Raw genomic sequence first — 21,941 nt, forward strand, 5'->3', positions numbered from 1 at the left:
TGCTTGACTTTGTAAATCAGCTTATGGGGAATATCCTGACTGTCTTCAACCTGAAGGTTCTGCAATACTACTGGGTTTGTTCCCTGGGTAATTGAGCCTTTAATTATCAGACGATCATCTCGCAACAGCATTAACACGCACTTATCAGCCCCAGCATTTTCAATGATGATGGAAAGTAACGATAAAAGTAGTTTGTCTAGTTCGATTGCACCGGAGATAGCCTGAGATGCTTTGAGAATTGCTTTTAAATCTAGAGTATCTGAGACACTGCTGCTAGAACTTGAAGAACTGGTAGATGTGACAGTTCCCAAGCTGATGATAGTTTCATTAGTAGAAACAACCGAACGGCTAGGCTTTAATATTGGCGCAAGCAATTGAGGATAGCGGTGTTCTAAGTCGGCGACTTTGGCTTTTGCTCCCCAACGGGCATAGCAGTAGTAAGCTTCTTGCATATAGCTGGCGGCGACTTTCTCTTTCCCCCAATCGAGATAGAATTTAGCTGCAAGTTCATTTGCTAAGGCTTCTTCTTGAATGAAACCGTTGGCTTTAGCGCCCGCAATAGACTGCTCATAGCCATCAATTGCCTCCGAGATATTGCCCAAAACTCGACATCTTTCTGCTGCCAAGAGAGCCACCTTGTGCTGATGATTCATAGGGGCATTCTCAGCCCAGGTTGATAGGTTAGCGTGATGCTGTTCCGCTAAAGCAAGTAGTTGTAACTGCTCATCCTCAGACTTACCTGCTACCACCGCTAAATAGGTTAATCCCCCATAGAAATGCGCGGCGGGAATATGCACCATTCCGGCAATACCACCTAAATATTGGTTAGCTTCATTAGTATATTCAAGGGCGCGGTTATAATCACCAAACAAATAAGCCAAGATTAGCTTGTAGGTGTAAGCAATGCCAAAGCCTGTTAGTTGCTTATTTTGAAGGTACTGTGGGAATATTTTCGTCTCGTCATAAGCATCTCCAATCAAGAGAGTTGGTTGATTGTTTTTTTCAAGCAAGCGCCCAAAGAATTCTTGGTTCATTGTTAAGTAGGCTAGGGCATTATCCTGCTTTAGTGAAGCAATGGCAGAACAAAACTGAGCGACTTCTGATTGAAGGGCAGATAATTCCTTGCCGGCATAGAAATAAGCATAAAAATAGTGAGCCAGACAATAGCCTAAATACAAAAAGTCACCGATTTCTATTCCTGATAAATATCCCTGCTTTAGCAAAGCAGCCATAGAAATCATAGATTCTTTTTGATGCTGGACACAGGCAGCGAAAAAAAGGATTGTCAGACACTTATACGCTTTTGTATTGAGCCGATCAATTAAATTTAAAGCCATTTTTCCCAAGCGATAGCCCCGATCGAGCTGACCCAAGCCCGTCGCTAAGACCAAGCCATAGACAGAATAGCCAACACTCGAAACAGGAGCATTACCAAACTGGAGCGACAAGCTCACAATTTTTGCACTAACAAAGGGCAGAAATGTAGGTTGAGCTTGAAATACCATTGGCATGATTGTTCCCAGCAGTTCCATCGCAGCCATCATGGTCGGGTCAGTCATTGCAGGTAAGTTGACCAAATCCTCAATGACTTTCCCCTCTAGTGCGACTTCCACATTTTGTAAGGTTTGTTCGCTGAGGCTCGGTGTGATGTCTGAGGGAAATTCGATCCCCAATTGAGTGATGGCTTGGGCCGCAATGGCGATCGCATCCGCCAATTGATTCTGAGCCGTCAACACCCTAATTTGCACCTTGTAAACAGGCACTTTATCCAAGACCGTCTGAGCCTGATCCAAAACCTGTTGAACTTGGGCAATTGCTTCCTCAAAATCAGCCTTTAAACAGGCCACATCTGCGGCGATCTCATGGAGTTTTAAGCTCAACTCATACTGAGTTTGCCAACTATCTTCCGAGAGTAATTCCAGTCCCACCGTCACCAAGTCTCTCGCCACGCCATAAGCGGTTGCCTTTTTCGCTTTTTCGATCGCAGCTATATTTAGTCGAATCAAAGACTCACGTTCGGCTTGATGACTTAGCAACCCACGACTTCGATTTAGATGACTGACAATATCAAATAACTTCTCCTCTCGCTCTGCTTTTGACAAACGAGTTTGGAGTAACTGACCCATTTTGAGATGAGTGGCCTGTTTTTGGTCTTCAGGAATTAGTGAGTAGGCGGCCTGTTGCACGCGGTCATGGAAAAAGCGATAGTGAATTTGCTCAGAAATCTCTTCACTCAGGGATTGATGCCCCTGGGCTTGGTGATCATCCAAATAAAACTTATAGATTTTACCCTCCGGCACAATCAGACCCTCTTGCAGCGCAGACCACAAAGCCGAGGCTACTTGAATTTCGTCTTGTTCTGAAACAATCGCCAAAGTCTTGAGGTCAAATTTTGCCCCAATACAAGCGGCAAATTTAAGCTGTTCTTGGGTGGTAACGGGTAGTTTTCGTAACTGCAAAGCCATGAATTCCACCACATCATCGGTTAAGGTTGCATCCTGTATCTGCACTAGGTCACATTGCCAGTGACAAACCTCCCGGTCAAAAGTAATCAGAGTATCTTGGTGTAATGCCTTGAGAAATTGGGTCGCAAAAAACGGATTGCCCTGGGTCTTTTGCATGATCAGGTTGGTTAAGGGCTGCACAGCACTTTGTGAGGCTTGAAAAGCATCAGCAACTAGCTGATTGAGGCTATCAGCACTCAAGGGACTGAGGGTGAGAGTTTCAAGAGTAACATCGGCATTTTCTAGGGTCTTAACTGTCATCAAAAAGGGATGACCGGGAAATACTTCATTATCTCGATAAGCCCCTAAGACTAAGAGACATTGAGAGTGAGATTGGGCTTCCGTCAACAAACTTTGCATAAGATCCAAGGAGCTGGAGTCAGCCCATTGCAGGTCATCGATAAAGATGACTAGGGGATGTTCTACCTTCGCAAAAACCTGAATAAAGTTTTGGAACAGGAGGTTAAAGCGATTTTGGGCTGCCTCACCGGAAAGTTCTGGAGTGGGAGGTTGTGACCCAATAATCCATTCGAGTTCAGGAATTAAATCGATGAGGACTTGACCGCTATCTCCTAGTGCTTTGAGCAACTTTTCTTTCCAAGTTTGTAACTGCTGATCGGATTCTGAGAGTAGTTGATTCATCAAATCTCGCAGTGCTTGGACAAAGGCTGACAGGGGAATGTTGCGGTTGAATTGGTCGAATTTGCCTTTGATGAAGTAGCCTTTTTGCTGGGTAATGGGTTTGTGAACTTCATTGACTACGGCGGTTTTACCAATCCCAGAGAATCCCGCCACTAGCATAAGTTCTGAACTGCCTTGGGAAACGCGATCAAAGGCTTTAAGTAATGCTTGAACCTCAGTTTCTCTGCCGTAGAGTTTTTCTGGGATAATGAAGCGATCGCACAACTTCCCCCTAGCAATATCAAAACTTTGAATCTCACCAGTTTCTTGTAGCTGAATTAAACATTTTTCTAAATCAACTTTCAATCCTAATGCACTTTGATACCTATCTTCGGCATTTTTTGCCATCAATTTACTGACGATTTTTGAGATAACCAAGGGGATATCTGGATTAATTTCATGTACTAATGGTGCTGTTTTGGCAATATGAGAATGTACTAATTCCATCACATCCTGAGACTGGAATGGTAACTCATCTGTGAGTAATTCGTAGAAAGTTACACCTAAAGAATAAAAATCTGTGCGATAATCAATCCCGCGATTCATTCTCCCTGTTTGTTCTGGAGATATATAAGCAAGTGTTCCTTCTAATACTTTGGGATTAACTAGGGTTTGGGTTTCTCTGGGCAATAATGATGCAATACTAAAGTCAATTAATTTAATTTGTTTGGTTTCGGGATTAATTAATATATTGCTGGGTTTGATATCTTTATGAATAATGCGCTCGTGGTAGAGTAAGTTGAGAATGTCGCACAAAGTGATCGCTATTACTAAGAATTCTTCTAAAGATTGTTGAGTTTCTCTAGTTCCCCACTTCTTGAGAGAAATCCCCCCAAAGTCTTCCATAACTAGTGCATAACCATTTTGACAAGGTTCTAGACTGTAGGTTTGGACTATTAGGGGGGAGTTGAGATTTTTGGCAATTGTGTACTGGTTGCGAAACAACAACAGTTCGTTAAAGCTGGGATAGGGATTTTTGAGTAATTTAATGACTACTGGTTGTTGATCAACTTCTCGATAACCGCGATAAACCAGTGTGCGAGAGCCATTATAGAGTTCTTCGCTGATCCTATATCCAGGAATTTTCACAAGAGTGCCAACCATAATACCTAAATCTTCACAATGTCTTGATTTAGTATTCCCCAATGATCAACAGCACTCTATAATGACCTAAAAATTTACACTGGGAGTTGGATGATAAATTCGGTTCCTTCTCCCAGAGCAGAATTAACCGTGATTTGACCGCTGTGTTTTTCTTCGACAATTTGCTTTGCGATCGCTAATCCTAATCCCGTACCTTTACCGACTCCTTTGGTAGTAAATAAATGGTCAAAGATGCGATTTGTCACCTCTGCACTCATACCTTTGCCGTTATCTCGAATGTGGATATAAACTTGATTGGCAGTTACATAAGTCTGGATCGTAATTTCTTGGGGATGAGTTTGTAATTCGGCAAATGTGCGGGTTTGTGCCATTTCATCAAACATATCAATGGCATTAGCCAAGATATTCATAAAGACTTGGTTTAACTGCCCCGGAAAGCATTCAATTTCTGGGATGTGACCATATTCTTGCTGAATATTAATGGCGGGGCGCTGTTCATTGGCTTTCAGGCGATATTTTAAAATCATTAAAGTGCTATCAATACCATCATGGATGTTAGCCATGACTTTATTGATAGTATCCGCACGGGAGAAAGTACGCAGACTGTTGCTAATTGATTTGATGCGTTCAGTTGCTTCCGTCATCGAATGCAGCAACTTGGGTAAATCTTCGATTAAAAATTCCAAGTCAATATTTTGGGCATTCTTGTGAATTGGGGCAGCAGGTTCAGAATAATATTGTTGATACAGTTCTAGATGCCCGATTAAATCTTGAGTGTATTCTTGGGCGTTGCGAATACTGCCATAAAGAAAGCCAATGGGGTTATTAACTTCATGGGCAACCCCAGCGACTAAGTTACCCAAAGATGCCATTTTTTCATTTTGTACTGTCTGGAGTTGGGATTGTTCTAACTGTTGGGCATATTCTTGGGCTTGGTGATAGAGGCGGGCATTTTCTAAGGAAATGGCGGCTTGAGTACACAGAAAGTTAAGAATCAAGATGCGATCGCTCGTAAACACACCACTGCTAGACTGATTCTTTAAGTACAAAATTCCAATTAAATTGCCTTGATTGAGAATTGGTAAGCACAATACGCTTTTTGGTTGGTGCTGAGTTAAATAATTACCGATTACAGGCAAGTCAGTTTTGAGATTATCAAGCACCACGACTTCTTGGGTGTTTTTGACATACTGTATCAACTTGACTGGCACATCAGGATTATTCTCCAAAGGTTCAGCACAAAGTTCTGTAGTGTTGGTAGTGGCAATCGCTCTCACTTGCCAGATTCCCTCACGGTTGGGTAACATCAAGGCGCAGTGATCAGCACCAGAGTTTTGCAGAATAATTTGTGTTAATTGAGACAGCAAATCATCAAGTTGAATTGTGCTGGAGAGACTTTGAGAGGCTTTGAGAATGGCAGCAAAATCTAAAGCTAGATTGAGACTGGTGTTAGAAGAAGCTGTGGCAGTCTGAATCGAGACATTAGAGCTAGTAACAGCCGCCAGAGTTTCTAAGGGGTTGAGAATTGGTGTCGTCTGCTGGAAAATAGGACGCAGTAAATTAGAGTAGCGACTTTCTAAATCTTTGGTTTTGGCTTCTGCACCCCAATGAGCATAAAAGTAGTAAGCTTCCTGCATATAAGTCGCGGCGATTTTTTCTTTACCCCAAGCGAGGTAAAACTTCGCCGCCAGTTCATAGGCGAGGGCTTGTTCTTGTAGGTAGCCATTGGCTTGGGCGAGGGCGATCGCGCGATCGTACAAATCCCCAGCTTCATAATATTTGCCTAATACCCGATAAGTCTCAGCTTCGACTAATTGATACTTATGTAGATAGTTTGTAGGAGCATGTTCAGCCCATATCTGCATAGATTGTTGATTTTTAGCAACCTTTTCTAAATCTACAGTTGTTGTAAGAATATCTGGGCTAGAATATTCTGACAATAAACTCAAAGATTGATAAAAGTTCTTCAATGGAGTAATTAATAAACCCGCCGCCCCTTGCTCATATTCTTCAAATTTGCTGGCGTATTCTCTTGCTGTGTCAATATCACCAAACAAATAACAGAGTAAGAGTTTAGCGAGATAAACATAGCAAATACCGTTGACATTGCGACTTTGAATTAAAGCAGGCAGAGTTACAGTTTCATCAAAACTTGTACCAACTAATGTCATAACATTTTCGGCTTTGCCACGCAGATTGATGACTGTTTGCCGCCAGGTATTTGCCCAAATTAACGACGCTTCTTGCTTAATATCTTCAATGAGTAGACAATATTTATCAGCTTCAGATTCGGCAATTTCTAGATGTTCACCTGTCCAAAATAAAAATTGGCAATAGCAATTGGCACAATAACCAACATATTCTAAATCACCATGTTCTAAACCACTGGTCAAACCAGATAAAAATACAGGTAATGTGGAACGTAAAGAATCTCGCCAATGTTTAATAAATAAAGCAAAAGTCAGATTAACTTTGCTAGTTAATTCTTTGGCTTGCAATCGCTCTAAAATAGTCGTTGCGAGTTGACCAAATTGATAGCCGCGCTCAATTTCTCCAGTCGCACATAAAAATAAGCCATATAAACTATAAGCGATCGCGGCTTGGGGAGAGTTACCAGATTGAATACAGATTTTCACCATTGTGAATATCTTTAAAGGTAGCAATTGCGGTTTGGCTAAATATACAGAAGCGAATAAACCTACCAAGATTCGCATTGCCGCCAATTGCTCAGGCGTTTGGAGAATTGGTAAATCTGCGAGAGTTTCGATGGGGCGATCGCCTAAAATAGTTTTGAGTTGTTGATGTTGGGCAATCATTGTCTCAAAATCACAATCTTCTGGGAAATCAACACCCAGTAAATTCAAGGCTTCTCTACCTGTATTGATGGCTTCTAGCAGTTGATTTTGGGCGGTGTAAGCTAAAATTTGAATTTCATAAACTTTGATTTTATCGAGTGGTTGGCGTGCTGATAACAAAGTTTGATCAATGAAATATTTAGATTGGGCAAAATTAGTATTTAAATATTCTGATTCTGCCAAAGATTCATAAATTTGCAGAGTTAGTTCATACTGATTTTCCCAACAATTTTCTGTTAAAAGTGTTAAACCTGTGTTTAAATAACTCACAGCCGCCGAGTATGCAGTAGCCACTTTGGCTTTATGTCCTGCCCGCAAGTTTAACTCGGCTAATTGTTCTCTTTGGGATGGTTCATCAATTAATTCAATCCCAATATTTAGCTGATTAACAATATCAAAAATGCGGTTATCTAAATCTTGCTCTAGGGTATTATTTAAAAGTAATTCCCCGATTTTGTGGTGAGTGGCTTGTTTTTGCCAGTCAGGAATTAAAGAGTAAGCCGCTTGTTGGACGCGATCGTGTAAAAATTTATAAGTTAAATTCTCAATTTTGTGCGTGTTTTGATTGGTTTGTTCAGGGCTGAGATAAAATTTATAAACTTCACTTTGGGGCAGAATTAATCCTTCTTGCAAAGCTTTCCACAAAGCTATTGCTGCTTCCATTTGTAATTGTTCGGAAACAATTGCTAAGGTAGCTAAATCAAATTGATTGCCAATACAAGCAGCTAACTTGAGAATATGTTGGGTTTCATCAGGCAACTTTTGTAATTGCTGCGCCATAAACTCAACCACATCATCGGTGAGAGATAAGGCATTAATTTGAGCAATATCACATTCCCAATAACCTTGTTCTCGGTTAAATTTAATTTCCCCATCTTCATGTAAGGCTTTGAGAAATTGAGTGATGAAAAAGGGATTGCCTTTAGTTTTACGAATAATTAACTCTGTCAGGGGTAGCGATCGCTCAGTTGTACAATGCAGTGTATCGGCAATTAACTGATTGGTATCGCTCAAAGTTAGAGGTGCAAGGGTAATAGTATTTACGGTTCTGCCAACTTGCTGGAGTTCTGCAACTGTTAAGATTAACGGGTGGGTGGGTGACACTTCATTATCTCGATAAGCCCCCAACAATAACAGATAATTTTTATCTGCCATTAGCAGTTTAATTAATTGCAAAGATGCTGAATCTGCCCATTGCAAATCATCAATAAACATCACTAATGGATGTTCGGCGGTGGTAAAGACAGCAATAAATTTTTGGAATAATAAGTTAAATCTGTTTTGGGCGGCTGTTCCCGATAATTCTGGTGCAGGTGGTTGTTTACCAATGACTCTTTCAAGTTCTGGCATCACTTCAATTAAAACTTGTCCATTGTCACCCAACGCAGCTAGAATCTGAGTGCGCCATTGATGTAATTGGGTATCTGATTCGGATAATAATTGCCCAATCAAATCGCGCAAAGCTTGGACAAAGGCTAATAAGGGGATATTTCGGTTAAACTGGTCAAATTTACCTTTGATGAAGTAGCCTTGCTGGCGGGTGATGGGTTTATGTACTTCGTTGACGACGGCGGTTTTCCCAATTCCCGAAAATCCCGCAACCAACATCATTTCAGATGTGCCGTTAGCGACACGTTCAAAGGCTTGCAAGAGGCTGATCACTTCGGCTTCTCGTCCGTAGAGTTTTTCGGGGATGAGAAAGCGATCGCAAATGTCCCGTTGTCCAATGGCAAAATTGGTAATTTTACCAGTATGTTGTAATTGCTGAGAGCAAGTTTCTAAATCATGCTTTAACCCCAAAGCACTTTGATATCTATCTTCGGCGTTTTTCGCCATCAATTTCATCACAATATCCGCAATTACCTGGGGAATATCTACGTTGTTACCCAAAATTAGTGTTCTGGCGATATGACAATGCACTAACTCCATTGGATCATCACAGATAAACGGTAAAGTTCCCGTCAACAGTTCATAAAAGGTCACACCCAAAGAATAAAAATCACTACGATAATCAATACCCCGGTTCATTCTCCCGGTTTGTTCTGGGGAAATATAAGCAAGTGTCCCTTCTAATACATGGGGACTTTTGATTTCTTGAGTTTCTCTCGGTAACAAAGAAGCAATACTAAAGTCTATGAGTTGTACCTGTTTGCTGTAGGGATGAATCAGGATATTCGCTGGTTTGATATCCTTATGGATTACACGGTGTTGATGTAAATTGTGGAGAATATTGCTGAGTTGAATCGCGATCGCTAAAAATTCCGCTAAAGAAAGAGTCGTGGTTTTAATATATTCCCGCAGAGCGATCGCGCCTGTATCCGGCATCACTAATATATAACCATGCCCATAGGTTTCTAATGACAAGGGACGAATAATACCCGGAATTTGCAGATTTTTACTAATCGTGTACTGGTTACGAAATTGCAATAACTCTTGAAAACTGGGATATTCTGCGGTGAGAAGTTTGATGACTACTGGCTGTTGATCAACTTGACTGATAGCACGATATACTGTCGTTCTAGAACCTGCATATAGTTGAGAGCTAATTTGATATCCGGGAATTACGGGTGTCTGAAACTCAGTAGCCATTGATATATACCTCTAGTGTCTTTGGGTGGTTGCTTCTCTACATGGATGAAACCACGCGCAGCAAGTGTAGATAAGCTTAGTATTCCCATTTATTTGAGTTTGAATAACTAATACTTAGCCATAAGTATAATTGGCTACTACTGATATTATAGTAAGCCAACATTATATGAACCTTGTCAGCTGATACAGCGTATTTAGAGTAAATGAGGTACAAGCGTAAAACCCAAAACTATAGCAGTCCTATTTGAGAAATGAACAAAATAGACAAGGAAGACAAGGGAGATTAGGGAGACAAGGTAGAGAGATGTTTGTATATCATTTAGGATAGCTATATTTAGAGACGTTACATATAACGTCTCTACAGTATTCCACGAATATACAAACTGCTGTAATCTGTTACCTGCTAGATAATCGGCAGGGAAATTATGAACTCTGTTCCTTCTTTTAAAATCGAGTTAACCGTGATTTTACCGCCGTGTTTTTCTTCGACAATTTGACGGGCGATCGCTAATCCTAATCCCGTACCCTGACCAACAGCTTTAGTAGTAAATAAATGGTCAAAGATGCGATTTTTTACCTCTGCACTCATACCTTTGCCGTTATCAGCAATTGATATTGTTACGTATTGATGCTCTATGATTGATGTTGTGATTGTAATGCGGTTAGGATGCGCTTTAATCTGGGCAAAACTCTTACCAATATTTGCTTCTTCTAACGCATCAACAGCATTGGCAAGAATATTCATAAACACCTGATTTAATTGCCCAGGAAAACAATTGACTAAAGGTAAATCACCATAGTTAGTAATTACTTCAATTGCTGGGCGTTGTTCATTAGCTTTCAGGCGATGCTTGAGAATTAAAATTGTGCTATCAATGCCTTCATGGAGATTAAACTGGACTTTGTAATCTTTGTCAGCGCGAGAAAATGTCCGCAGGCTAGTGCTAATATTTTTCAATCTGTCGCAGGCCATAACCATTGCATCGATTGTTTTAGGTAAGTCTGCCACAAGATACTCTAAGTCAATTTCTTCAGCATGGTCTTGAATCTCATCACCAGGATTTTCTAGAGATTCTTGATAGAGTTTGAGATGTTCGGTTAGGTCAGCTAAATTAGGTTTAGTTTGTTGGAGAGTAGCAGAAATAAAACCAAGAGGATTATTCATTTCATGGGCGACACCAGCGACTAAATTACCCAACGCAGACATTTTTTCACTTTGGATGATTTGTAATTGGGCTTGTTGTAGTTCTTGTTCTGCGCGTTTGTGATCACTAATATCTAACAACAGTCCATCCCACACTAACGTGCCATCAACAAGTTTTTCTATTCGGGCTTCTCCATGAATCCACTTCATAATTCCAGAGGGTGTAATAATTCGTCCATCCCATCGCCAGGGAGTTAAGGTTTGAGCTGAATATGCAATGGACTGATAATAAGCTTCAACATCTTCTGGATGGGCCATATCTAAGAGGATCTGTACATTGGCGATCGCTTGATCGGCACTGATTTCATAGAGTTCATAACAGTGGTTACTAATGTACGACATTGACCCCGAACCATCGGTTGTCATCAGGAATTGATACACTACTCCAGGAACGTTATCTACTAGGTTATGGAAGCGGGATTGGGCAGTTTTTAACTCATCAAGCGATCGCTCTAGTTGTTGGGCATATTCCTGAGCAGATTCATAAAGTCGGGCATTTTCGAGCGAAATGGCAGCTTGAGCGCAAATTAAATTCAAGAGTTCGACGCGATCGCTTGTGAACGCTCCTGTAATTAAACTATTTTCCAGATATAAAATGCCCAACAACTTGCCTTGATATAAGATTGGGCTGCACAAAATACTTTTTGGTTGTTGATGAATAATGTATGGGTCGTTGGCTAAGGTCGTATCTGCGGTTGCATCTAATAAGACAACAGTTTGTTGACTGTGCTTGACTTTGTAAATCAGCTTGTGGGGAATATCTTGGCTGTCTTCAACTCGAAGGTTCTGCAATACCTCTGGGTTTGTTCCCTGGGTAATTGAGCCTTTAATTACCAGGCGAGCATCTCGCAACAGCATTAACACGCACTTATCAGCCCCAGCATTTTTGATGATGATGGAAAGTAACGATGAAAGCAGTTTGTCTAGTTCGATTTCACCAGAGATAGTTTGAGATGTTTTGAGAATAGCTTTTAAATCTAGAGTATCTGAAACACTGCTGTTAGAAGCCGAAGAACTACTGTTTGAGATAGTCCCCAAGGCGAAGATAGTTTCGTTAGTTGAAACAACAGAACGGCTTTGCTGTAATATAGGCGCAAGTAATTGGGGATAGCGTTTTTCTAAGTCAGTGACTTTAGCTTTTGCTCCCCAACGCGCATAACCATAATAAGCTTCAATCATGTACTCCCCGGCAATACGCTGTTTACCCCAATCTAGGTAAAACTTTGCTGCCAGTTCGTTAGCAAGTGCTTGTTCTTGGATATATTCGTTGGCTTTAGCTCCAGATATTGCTTGATCATATAGTTCACTGGCTTCGCCTTTGTTTCCTAAGACTCGACATTTTTCCGCTGCGACCAAATCGAACTTATGCTGATGATTCATCGGTGCATAGTGCGCCCAATGCTGTAACTTAGTTTGGTTTTCTGCCACCCGTTCTAATAGAGTTGATACTTGCGATGACTGTTGACTCAATAGTTCTAGAGCTACCAAGGAATCATAGAAATAAAATGCAGGTTCGGCAACTGTTCCTGCACCCGCTATGAAATAGTTTCTGCACTCAAGGGCATTGTTATTAGCTGCCTCAATTTTTCCAAACAAAAAGCAAAGTTTCAACTTATATGAGTGGAAAACATATAATCCCATTATATCGTTTGCAGACTTCAACCGAGGGAGAAAGTCTGATTCTTGGAAAGCCGATCCAGACAAAATGGTAGGATGCTCTGCCAAACCTAGTAAATTTGAAGTCACTTGCCAATAAATCAGACAGTAATTAGCTGTTCCTAACTGCTTGAGTTGGACTAAAGCATGGTAGTAAGTGCGCGTATCATTCTCTAAGTTAGCAAGCGGTTGACCGCACCAAGAAGAAATTAAACAGAAATGATTAACCGCATATCCAGCGTATTCCAAGTTGCCAACTTCTAGCCCAAGGGTATAAATCTCACTCAAGAGGGGTAACATTTCTTTGAGGTGAGATTTGCGATGGAGAATATAACCTCCTAACAGGAAAAATACTTCTAGTTTAGTTGCTTTATCATCGAATTTTGCAGTCAAATTCAATGCCAACTTCCCAAATTGATCAGCTAAATCTATATTCTGCAAATTACAGAGAACTAAGCTGTAACAAGTATATTTACTAGCAGAAAGAGATATATTGCCATATCGCAAGGATAATTTGACTAACAAGGTAGCTAGTAATGGATACAAAAGAGATCCACAGGTGTAAGCTGCTGCCATGATGCTGCTGGCAATCTGGGTAATGGCGATTTTGTTGACATCTGTCATGACAGGTAAGTCGATAAAATCTGCTATTTGGCGATCGCCAATCAGTTCGCTAATTTCTTGGATAGACTGTTGAATATCTGCGGGTGTAGGTGATGCGGTTATATTTGCACCCAACTGTTGCAGGAGATTAATGCCGATCTCCAGCACTTCACTAAGTTGGCGCTGGGAAGTCTTGGCTTGAATCCTAATGCGGTAAACATTGACTTGTTCTAGTAAGGAATGTGCTTGTTCGGTGACAATATTAATGAACTGTTCCATCGCCTCAAAGTCGCCATTTAGCATTGCCACTTCTGCTGCTAATTCATGTAAGGCGAGGCTCATTTCATACTGCTGTTGCCAAGCTTGTTCTCCCAATAAAGACAATCCCGCTGCGGCATATTCCTGTGCTGCTTGATAGGCGGTAGCAGTTCTAGCTTTGCGACAAGCAATGAGGTTAAGTTGTGCTAGTTCATCTCTTTGTGTTTGTTCGTTAATTAAAGAAGTTCCATAATTTAATTGATTAACGATTTCAAAAATACCTTCTTCTCTAGCTGCTGGCGAAATCTGTTGCAGTAGCAGTTGTCCAATGTGGTAATGAGTCGTCTGTTTTTGGTCATCGGGAATCAGAGAATAAGCGGCTTGCTGTACTCGGTCATGTAAAAATTTGTATGTGACAATTTCTTGATTTTCTAATGTATGTGCTGGGGTTTCTTGCCCAACATAAAACTTATAAACATCACCAATTGGTAAAATCAAACCTTCCTGTAATGCTTTCCACAGACAAGCTGCTGTTTCGATTTGAGATTGTTGTGAAACAATTGCCAAAGTCGCTAAATCAAATTGATTGCCAATACAAGCAGCTAACTGCAAAACTTGTTGAGTTGATGGCGGTAGTTTTTGCAATTGAAAACTCATAAAAGCCACAACATCATCTGTAACAGCTTGCGCCGTCACTTCTGCCATATCACATTGCCAACAACCTAACTTAAAGTCAAATTGAATCAGTTCATCTTGATGTAATGCTTTGAGAAACTGGGTAGCAAAGAATGGATTTCCCTGAGTTTTTTGATAGATTAATACAGAAAGTTTCCATACTAAATCTTCTGAAGATTTGAGTGTCTCAGCAACTAATTTATTGACTTGTAATTGACTTAGTGGTGCTAAAGTAATTGTATTCACTTTTGCTTGTGATTTAGCAACGTCACTCAAAGTCAACATTAATGGATGTGCAGGGTTGACTTCGTTATCACGGTAGGCACCAATAATGAAAAGATGACCTGTATCAGCCATTAATAGCTGGATTAATTTTAATGATGCGGAATCAGCCCATTGCAAATCATCTAAAAACATTACTAATGGATGTTCTTTAGTTGTAAAAACTTGGGTGAATTTTTGAAATAATAAATTGAAGCGGTTTTGCGCAGCTGTTCCTGATAATTCTGAGGCTGGTGATTGTTTGCCAATAATGTTTTCTAATTCGGGGATAACTTCAATAATTACTTGTCCATTGTCGCCAACAGCATCTAATATTTTATTTCTCCATGTCTGAATTTGAACATCACTTTCCGTTAACAATTGCCCCATCAAATCACGAAATGCTTGGACAAATGCACCGAAGGGGATATTTCGTTGGAATTGGTCATATTTACCTTTGATAAAATAACCACGTTGTCTAACAATTGGTTTATGCACTTCGTTAACTACGGCCGTTTTCCCAATTCCAGAAAAACCCGCTACCAGCATCATTTCTGTTGCACCCTGGCTGACACGTTCAAATGCTTGCAACAGTTTTGAGACTTCTGCTTCTCTGCCATAGAGTTTATCAGGAATGATGAAGCGATCGCACAGATCCCGACTAGCAGTATCAAAGCTGTGAATTTTCCCAGTTTCTCTTAACTGACTTAAACATTTTTCTAAATCATATTTCAAACCAAACGCACTCTGATACCTATCTTCGGCATTTTTTGCCATCAATTTACTGACGATTTTTGAGATAACCAAGGGGATATCTGGATTAATTTCATGTACTAATGGTGCTGTTTTGGCAATATGAGAATGTACCAATTCCATTGCATCATTAGACTGGAATGGTAACTCACCTGTGAGTAATTCGTAGAAAGTTACACCTAAAGAATAAAAATCTGTGCGATAATCAATCCCGCGATTCATTCTCCCTGTTTGTTCTGGAGATATATAAGCAAGTGTTCCTTCTAATACTTTGGGATTAACTAGGGTTTGGGTTTCTCTGGGCAATAATGATGCAATACTAAAGTCAATTAATTTAATTTGTTTGGTTTCGGGATTAATTAATATATTGCTGGGTTTGATATCTTTATGAATAATGCGCTCGTGATAAAGTAAATCTAAGATGTTGCACAGAGCGATCGCTAGGATTAAAAATTCCTCCAAAGATGCAACATACTGATGTTTGCTGAAATAATCCTTGAGGGAAATTCCCCCAAAGTCTTCCATGACTAACATATAGCCATTATGCAAGTTTTCGAGGCTATAGGTTTGAATAATTAGAGGTGAGTTGAAATTTTTACCAATGGCGTATTGATTGCGAAATAACAACAATTCGCTAAAGCTGGGATAAGGATTTTTCAGTAGTTTGATCACTACTGGTAGTGAGTCCCTTTCTCTGACTGCGCGATAAACTTGGGTGCGGGAGCCATTATAGAGTTCTTCGCTGATGCTATAACCAGGAATCTTCACAAGAGAGTCAATCATAATACCTAAATCTTTATAATGTCTTGATTTAGTATTCCCAAAAGATCAACAGCACTCTATAATGACGTAAAAATTTACACTGGCAGTTGGATGATAAATTCGGTTCCCTCTCCCAGAACAGAATAGACTGTGATTTGACCCCCGTGTTTTTCTTCAACAATTTGCTTTGCGATCGCCATTCCTAATCCCGTACCTTTACCGACTCCCTTAGTAGTAAATAGATGGTCAAAGATTTTTTCTTGTACTTCTGCACTCATACCTTTGCCGTTATCTTGAATATGAATATTAACTTGACTGCCAACAACTTGAGTGCGGATAGTAATTTGTTGGGGATGAGTTTGTAATTCTTCAAATGTTCGAGTTTGTGCCATCTCATCAAACATATCAATAGCATTAGCCAAGATATTCATAAATACTTGGTTTAATTGACCGGGAAAACATTCAACCAAAGGAATATTGCCATACTCTGACTGAATATTAATGGCAGGACGCTTTTCATTAGCTTTTAAACGGTATTTTAAAATCAGTAAGGTACTATCAAGACCATCGTGAATATTAGCCGTAACTTTGCTATCGGTGTCAGCACGAGAAAAAGTCCGCAGACTAGTACTAATTGATTTAATACGCTGCGTTGCTTCCGTCATAGAATCTAGTAAATTAGGTAAATCTTCTACTAAGAACTCCAAATCAATTTCTTCAGCGTTTTCTTGAATCTCCTCAACAGGTTGAGCATAAGATTGCTGATAAAGTTCTAAATGTCCAATTAAGTCTTGAACATATTCTTGGGCATTGCTAATACTACCATTGAGAAACCCAATAGGATTATTAACTTCATGGGCTACACCTGCGACTAAATTACCCAAAGATGCCATTTTTTCGTTTTGGATCATCTGTAGTTGGGCTTGTTTTAGCTCTTGTAAAGCTGTTTCTAACTCTTGAGATTTTTTATGAATTGCGGCTTCTGCTTGTTGACGTTCACGAAGTGCAGCTTGCTGTTCGCTAATATCTAAACCGATTGAAATACCACCACAAACTTCTCCATTAACATCTAACATTGGGGCATTAAACCATTCACAAATAATCCGTCTACCATCTTTAGTGACATTTTCATTAATCGCATGAGAGCCACCACTATCAGATAAAATAGAAGTAGCAACATCATCTACATAAGCGTGATATTCTTCAGGAATAATTGTCCGTAAATGCTTATCCATAATTTCAGTTTGTGTATAACCAAATAATTTTTCGGCGGCTGGGTTCCAATTCTGAAATTCAAACTTGGTATTCCACTCTAAGATGGCTACTGGTGTTTGTTGAATGATAATTTGCAATCTTTGTTGAGATTTTTCCAAACGCTCAGATTTTTCGCGTTCTTGGGCATGAAGGCGAGCATTTTCTAGAGATATTGCCGCTTGGGTGCAAAGAATTTCGAGAATCAGAACGCGATCGCGGGTAAATACCTCACTCGTATACTGATTTCTTAAATACACAATCCCAATCAAATTTCTTTGATTGAGAATTGGTAAACATAGCACACTTTTTGGTCGGTGGATATTGAGATATTCACTAATAACTGGTAAATCAGTTTGCAGATTATCAAATGTAACAATTTCTTGAGTATTTTTGACGTAATTTATCAGCTTAATTGGTAAGTTATGATTGTTTTCTAGGGTTTCAAAACAAACTTGGATACTTTCAGGTGTACCAATGGCTTTGAGATGCCAATTACCATCGCTCTCAGGTAAGATTAAGGCACAGTAATCAGCACCAGAATTTTGCAAAATAATCTCTGTGAGTTTTTGCAACAGTTCATCTAAATCAATGGTGCTAGATAATGCTTGCGAAGCTTTGATAATGGCAGTAAAATCTAGGGCAGTATTAATATTAGAGCTAGAAGCTTGATTGACTTGTGTAGAAGAGTGAATTGAGAGATTAGGCGCAACCAAATTTTCAAGATTTTCCCAGATGTTGAGAGTGGGATTAATCTGTTGAAGAATGGGACGCAACAAGTCAGGGTAACGATATTCTAAATCTTCGGTTTTGGCGATCGCACCCCAACTGGCATAGTAATAATAAGCGGCTTGCATATAAACTGAAGCAATTTTTTCTTTACCCCAATCAAGATAGAATTTGGCGGCGAGTTCGTTACTGAGTGCGGCTTCTTGGAGATATTCATTTTCGATTGCACCTGCGATGGCGCGATCGTAAAGGTCGATGGCTTCAGAGATATTACCAGAGAGCCGCGCTATTTCTGCCGCTAATAAATGATATTTATGCAGAAAGTTTTCCGGACAATTATTTGCCCATGTTTTAATTAATTGCTGATGTTGAAGAATAATGTGCCAATAAGATTGTTTTTCTTCCGGTGTTGCAGTTGGGTAGAGGGCAATTAGACTCAGGGGATAATAAAAGTGATATTGAATAATTGGGAAACTGCTGCCATTAGCAACCAGAGTTTGTTGACTAGCGATCGCAGTTTCGACTGCATCAGCATAATTACCATAAATATAAGATAGCTGGATTCTCAAAAAACAGTACCAATTGATGCCAGATGGAAAATTATTTTTCCGCCAAATGTGAATACAGTTAATCTCTTCACTATCCCAATTTGCTAGTAACTCCGTGTCGTATATCCTACCTTGCAAATGTAATAAAAATTGTTGCTGTTGGAGAAACCCTTGTAATATGTTAATATCATTCACTTGCTGCATATAAGCTGAATATTTCTCCGTTTCAGCATAGATATCTGCTAAACATTTACCTTGGATGATCAGCGTCCAAATAATAAACAAAGCTGCCCAAACACCAAATACTAAATCTCCACATTCATGGCAAATATCAAATGAGCGTTGGTAGAGAGGTAAATTACTTTTTAGCGGTTTAATATAGGGATTAATTGTATGACAAAATATATTACTATTTTGGGCAAGGTATTGTGGATGATTAAACTTTTGGTCAAGTTCTAGGGCTTGTTTACCAAATTGATAGGCTGTTTGATATTCTCCTTGTTCTATGAGTGCCATTCCATAGAAGCAGTAACCAAAACCAGAGTTTTCGCAATTCCCGTATTCTAAGGAAGTATTGAGCATTAATAAACGAATTAATTGATTGATTTGATGGCTACCTGTGAGATAAGTGATCGAACATAAAACACTTAAAAGCTTCATACAAGCTTTTTTATTTGGATCAGTCATCACAGGCAAATTTAGCAGATTATAATAAATCTCAATTGCACGGAATGATTCTAATTTCTGCAATTCAATATCAATGGCAGGTTGAATTGCTTCAGCAATATTTGGTAGAGTCATCCCTAAAGTATCTAAAGCTTTTAGCCCAGCCTTAATAGCAGATGTAAAATCTTCGCCTTGGGTGATTTTCAGCATCATTAAAGATTCATAAATATCGGCTTGATCAAAAATACTTTGTGAATGCTGTAAGGCAATATTAAATAATTCTTCTGCTCTTACAAAATCACTAAGCAAATATTCACATTCTGCCTGTTCTTTATATAAAGAAAACTTCAGTTGAAAATTATTTTGCCAACTATGATCTGATAAAACGCTCAGTCCTATTTTAAAATATTTTATAGCTGCTTGATAGTCAGTAGAAATTTTAGCTTGTTTACCTGCTATTAAGTTCAATTTCGCAAATTCATCTTTCTCTAACTGCTGAGTGATAAAATTAATACCATGATGCAGATGATTGACAATATCAAAAATTTTATTTTCCTGTTGCTCTAGAGTAGTATGGCGTAATAATTGCTGTCCGATTTTATAATGGGTGATCTGCTTTTGGTCATTAGGAATCAGAGAGTAGGCGGCTTTTTGAATGCGATCGTGGAGAAATTGATATGTGGGGTTAATGCTATTTTCTGTTTCAAAATCACCTAGTTCGTCAGACTGCAACAACTTATAAACTTGGCTTGTGGGTACAATTAAACCTTGTTGCAAAGCTTTCCACAATGCTGTTGCTGTCTCAAGTGGCGATAGTTCTGAGATAATCATTATGGTTGCTAAATCAAAAGTGTTACCAATACAGGCGGCTAACTTCAACACTTTTTGAGTTACATCTGGCAATTTTTGTAGTTGCAACGCCATGAACTGCACCATATCATCAGTAAGTGATAGTGTATTGACTTGGACAAGATCACATTCCCAAAAACGGCGATCGCGATTAAAGGTAATATATTTTTCTTCATGTAATGCTTTAAGAAACTGAGTTGTAAAAAAAGGATTACCTTGAGTTTTGCGGTTAATTAATTCTGTTAGTGGTTTAGCTAATTCTAAAGAGCAATTTAATGTATCTGCCAGCAAATGATTAATATCATCAATTGTCAAAGGATTCAAGGTAATTGTATTAACAATTGCCTGGGTTTTTCTAAGTTCTTCTAGCAACAACATTAATGGGTGAGTTGGCGATACTTCACTATCCCGGTATGCACCTAATACCAACAGATAATGACTCTTTTGAATCAGTACTTTAATCAACTCCAAAGAAGCTAAATCTGCCCACTGTAAGTCATCTAAAAATATCACGCAAGGATGCTCGGCAGTGGTAAATAGATTAATAAACTTTTGAAATAACAAATTCAACCGATTTTGTGCTGCACTAGCCGCTAACTCAGCGACAGTCGCTTGTTGACCAATAATTAATTCTAATTCGGGTATTACGTCAATCAAAACTTGGGCATTTTCCCCTAAGACTGCCAAAATCTTAGTTTGCCACTGCTGAAGTTTGATATCAGATTCTGATAGTAATTGTCCTATCAAGTCACGGCAGGCTTGCACAAATCCTGAAAACGGAATATTGCGGCTAAATTGCTCAAATTTACCTTTAATAAAATAGCCCTGTTGTTGGAGAATTGGTTGATGCACTTCATTAATCACGGCTGTTTTCCCAATCCCCGAAAAACCAGCCACTAGCATTAATTCTGATGTGCCTGCTGATACTCTTGCAAAAGAATTTAATAATGCTTTTACTTCAATTTCTCGTCCATAAAGTTTTTCGGGAATAAGGAAGCGATCGCAAATATCCCACTCACCAATTTTAAAATAATCAACTCTACCAGTTGATTGATATTGTGTCAGACATTTTTCTAAATCAAATTTTAAACCTACAGCAGTCTGATAGCGGTCTTCGGCATTTTTCGCCATCAATTTCATGACAATTTCGGCAATAACTTGAGGGACTCTTGCATTGTTCAATTCATCTGGTTGTTTAGCAATATGACAATGTACTAACTCCATTGGATCATCACAGATAAAAGGTAAATTTCCTGTGAGTAATTCATAAAATGTCACACCCAACGAGTAAAAATCACTGCGATAATCAATGCCTCGATTCATTCTGCCAGTTTGTTCTGGAGAAATATAAGCAAGTGTTCCTTCTAAAATATTGGGATTTTTAATTTCTTGGGTTTCTTTAGGCAGTAATGAAGCAATACTAAAATCAATAAGTTGAATTTGTTGTGTTTGGGGATGAATTAAAATATTAGCAGGTTTAATATCTTTGTGAATAACACGATTTTGGTGTAAATCGTGAATAATTTGAGTTAATTGGAGAGCGATCGCTAAAAATTCTTTGATGCTGAGAAACTTGGTTTTGATATACTCTCTTAAAGCAATGCCCCCAGTATCCGCCATTACCAAAATATAACTATTTTTGTAGGTTTCTAAGGCTAAGGGATGAATAATTCCCGGAATATCAAGATTTTTACTAATACTATATTGATGGCGAAATTGCAATAACTCCTGTAAAGTTGGATGTTCGGAAGTTAAAACTTTAATCACCACTGGCAGCCGATCAAATTGACGAATAGCTCGATATACTATGCTGCGAGAACCTGCATATAGTAATTCAATAATTTGATATCCAGAAATTAAAGGAATGCAATATTCAGTAGTCATGTCTGTACGCCTTTGTGGTAGTTAGCGTTTGCCTATCTACATAGATAAAGCTGAAATATCAAAAGTTATTATTCCCTTTCCTTCCGTATCAACTAACAAAAAGACTGAA

The 21,941-nt window shown here is 39.2% G+C and carries 4 protein-coding genes; all 4 read right to left on the reverse strand.

What is annotated here, in order from left to right; genetic code table 11:
* The coding region (locus H6G75_RS07865; protein WP_190979395.1) for an AAA family ATPase at positions 1 to 4,289 on the reverse strand (4,289 nt) is incomplete at its 3' end.
* A 74-nt stretch (positions 4,290 to 4,363) separates the two neighbouring features.
* Entirely contained in the window at positions 4,364 to 9,733 is a 5,370-nt protein-coding gene (locus H6G75_RS07870) for an ATP-binding sensor histidine kinase (RefSeq protein WP_190979396.1), read from the reverse strand.
* A 403-nt stretch (positions 9,734 to 10,136) separates the two neighbouring features.
* Positions 10,137 to 15,926 (reverse strand): ATP-binding sensor histidine kinase, encoded by a 5,790-nt coding sequence (locus H6G75_RS07875; protein ID WP_190979397.1) that lies wholly within the window; start codon positions 15,924 to 15,926, stop codon positions 10,137 to 10,139.
* A gap of 74 nt (positions 15,927 to 16,000) precedes the next feature.
* A complete protein-coding gene (locus H6G75_RS07880; protein ID WP_190979398.1) occupies positions 16,001 to 21,832 on the reverse strand; it encodes an AAA family ATPase in 5,832 nt (1,943 codons plus the stop codon).
* Between the last annotated feature and the right edge of the window lie 109 nt (positions 21,833 to 21,941).

Source organism: Nostoc sp. FACHB-280, assembly GCF_014697615.1.
Lineage (GTDB): Bacteria > Cyanobacteriota > Cyanobacteriia > Cyanobacteriales > Nostocaceae > Nostoc_B.

Excerpts from the sequence above, each read along its gene's own strand:
- H6G75_RS07875 (WP_190979397.1), bottom strand. The coding sequence starts at position 15,926 with ATGATTGACTCTCTTGTGAAGATTCCTGGTTATAGCATCAGCGAAGAA.
- H6G75_RS07870 (WP_190979396.1), bottom strand. The coding sequence starts at position 9,733 with ATGGCTACTGAGTTTCAGACACCCGTAATTCCCGGATATCAAATTAGC.
- H6G75_RS07880 (WP_190979398.1), bottom strand. The coding sequence starts at position 21,832 with ATGACTACTGAATATTGCATTCCTTTAATTTCTGGATATCAAATTATT.